The organism is Bacilli bacterium (genome assembly GCA_036381315.1).
GTDB lineage: Bacteria > Bacillota > Bacilli > Paenibacillales > KCTC-25726 > DASVDB01.
This window is the reverse complement of record DASVDB010000007.1, coordinates 1-2,986: the sequence shown is the minus strand read 5'-3', so window position 1 is coordinate 2,986 and position 2,986 is coordinate 1. Positions and strand designations below refer to the sequence as shown.

Here is a 2,986-nt window from a genome sequence, read left to right as displayed (position 1 = left end):
CGGGCGTGCTGGAAAGTGAACATGTGCAATTGTTGGGCACGCAGCTTGACTCCATCCGTAAGGCGGAAGACCGCGATTTGTTTAAAGAACTGATGCGGGAATTGGGCGAGCCAATCCCGCAAAGCACCATCGTCAACAGTGTGGAGCAGGCGCTCGAGTTTGCCGGGGAAAGCGGTTATCCGGTTATCATTCGTCCCGCCTACACGTTGGGAGGAACCGGCGGCGGCATTGCCGAGACGCCCGAAGAACTGCGGGAGATTGTCGCCTCGGGATTGCGCTACAGCCCGATCAGCCAATGCCTGGTTGAAAAAAGCATCGCCGGCATGAAAGAAATCGAGTACGAAGTGATGCGCGACGCGAACGACAACTGCATCGTCGTTTGCAACATGGAAAACGTCGACCCCGTCGGCGTGCACACCGGCGACAGCATCGTCGTGGCGCCCAGCCAGACGCTGTCCGACCGCGAATACCAAATGCTGCGCGCCGCGTCCTTGAGAATCATTCGCGCGCTGCAAATCGAAGGCGGCTGCAATGTGCAATTCGCCCTCGACCCGTACAGCTATCAATATTATGTCATTGAAGTCAACCCGCGCGTAAGCCGCTCATCGGCGCTCGCATCGAAGGCGACCGGTTATCCGATCGCCAAAATGGCGGCCAAAATCGCGATCGGGTATACGCTCGATGAAATCATAAACCCGGTAACCGGACAAACATACGCTTGCTTTGAACCGACGTTGGACTATATTGTGACCAAAATTCCGCGCTGGCCGTTCGATAAATTCATCCAGGCAAACCGGAAGCTGGGCACGCAGATGAAGGCGACCGGCGAAGTGATGGCGATCGGGCGCACCTTTGAAGAATCGCTGCAAAAAGCGCTGCGCTCGTTGGAGATCGGCGTCAATCGCCTGTACTTGCGGGAAGCCGGCAAACTGGACGAATTAACGCTTAAAGAGCGGTTGAAAACGCCTGATGATGAACGGCTGTTCCTGATAGCGGAAGCGTACCGCCGCGGATTTACGCTGATGGAAATCCAGGAGCTGACGAAAATAGACTGGTGGTTTTTGCGCAAGCTCGAAGGATTGGTTGCCTTCGAACGAAAACTTGCCGCTTTTGAACTTACGCCGGAACTCCTTTACGAAGCAAAGCGCAAAGGCTTCGCCGACCGGGCGATCGCCGAAATCAGAAAGTTGCATGACGCTTCTCTGCAATATACCTCGGAGCGGGAAGTACGCTCGTTGCGCCTGAAACTCGGGATCAAGCCGGTTTACAAAATGGTCGACACGTGCGCCGCGGAGTTTGCCGCCACTACGCCCTATTACTATTCGACTTACGAATCGGAAAACGAAGTGACGGATACCGGCAAACAGAAAGTGCTGGTGCTTGGTTCCGGACCGATCCGGATCGGACAAGGCATTGAATTTGACTACTCCACCGTTCATGCCGTCTGGGCAATCCAGAGCGCAGGCTATGAAGCGGTTATTATCAACAACAACCCGGAAACGGTATCGACGGACTTTAACACGTCCGACCGCTTGTATTTTGAACCGCTCTTTTTGGAAGATGTGCTGAACGTGATCGAACAGGAGCAGCCGATCGGCGTAATCGTGCAATTTGGCGGCCAAACGGCGATCAATTTGGCCGCGCCGCTGGCAGAGGCGGGCGTGAACATTATCGGCACTCCGTTATCCAGCATTGACGCCGCCGAAGACCGCAAAAAATTCGAAGCGTTGCTAAAGCGCCTGAATATCGCCCAACCGCCGGGAGAAACGGTCACATCCGTTAACGAAGCCGTCGGCGCGGCGGCCCGCCTTGGCTATCCGGTGCTGGTGCGCCCGTCTTACGTGCTTGGCGGGCGCGCGATGGAAATCGTCTATTCCGACAAGGAATTGCTCAGTTACATGGAACAGGCGGTAAAAATCAATCCCGAACACCCGGTGTTGATCGACCGCTATATGCAAGGCAAAGAAGTGGAAGTGGACGCCATCTGCGACGGCGAAACCGTGCTTATTCCCGGCATCATGGAGCATGTTGAGCGCGCCGGCGTGCATTCCGGCGACTCGATCGCCGTCTATCCGCCGCAGTCGATCACCGCGGAGCACAAGCAGGAAATCGTCGAGATCACGACGAAAATAGCCCGGGATTTGCAAGTGGGCGGGCTTATCAACATTCAGTTCGTGATCCACAACGACCGCGTGTACGTCATCGAAGTGAACCCGCGTTCTTCGCGCACCGTGCCGTTCTTAAGCAAGGTAACGAATATCCCGATGGCTAACGTCGCAACGCGTGCCATTTTGGGGCGTAAACTTAAGGAGATGGGCTATGCGGGCGGCTTATGGCCGGAAGGCGAGTTCGTTTCCGTGAAAGTTCCGGTGTTCTCCTTCGCCAAGCTGCGCAGGGTGGAACCGACGCTGGGACCGGAAATGAAATCGACCGGGGAAGTGATGGGCCGCGATGTGCAGTTTGCCAAAGCATTGTATAAAGGGCTGATTGGCTCGGGAATGAAAATACCGGCCTCCGGATCGATCATTGCCACCGTCGCCGATAAAGACAAAGAGGAAGCAATCGCCATTATGCGCGGCTTCTTCAACCTCGGCTATAAAATTGTGGCGACCGGCGGAACGGCGAAAGCGTTGGAACAAGCCGGGCTGCGTGTGGAAAAAGTCCACAAATTGAGCGAAGGTTCGCCCAATATTTTGGACTTGATCCGCAACGGCAAAGCGCAGTTTGTCGTCAACACGCTGACCAAAGGGAAAACGCCGGCGCGCGACGGATTCCGCATCCGGCGCGAAGCGGTGGAAAACGGCGTCGTCTGCCTGACGTCGTTGGATACGGTGCGGGCGCTGCTTAATATGCTGGAGACGATCAATTTTTGTTCCAGAGCCATGCCCGAGGCGCATGTGCATACACATGCCAGGCAAACCTTGAATGTTTGATTTTGGAGGACTTTATCGCCATGGTAGACAGTATGGCAGAGCGCGTCATTGTT

1 protein-coding gene is annotated in these 2,986 nt (G+C 55.5%); it reads left to right on the top strand.

Features of this window, described 5'->3' with window-relative positions; genetic code table 11:
- On the top strand, positions 1-2,933 hold a 2,933-nt coding region (carB, locus tag VF260_00515; protein ID HEX7055666.1), incomplete at its 5' end, for a carbamoyl-phosphate synthase large subunit.
- Positions 2,934-2,986 lie beyond the last annotated feature (53 nt).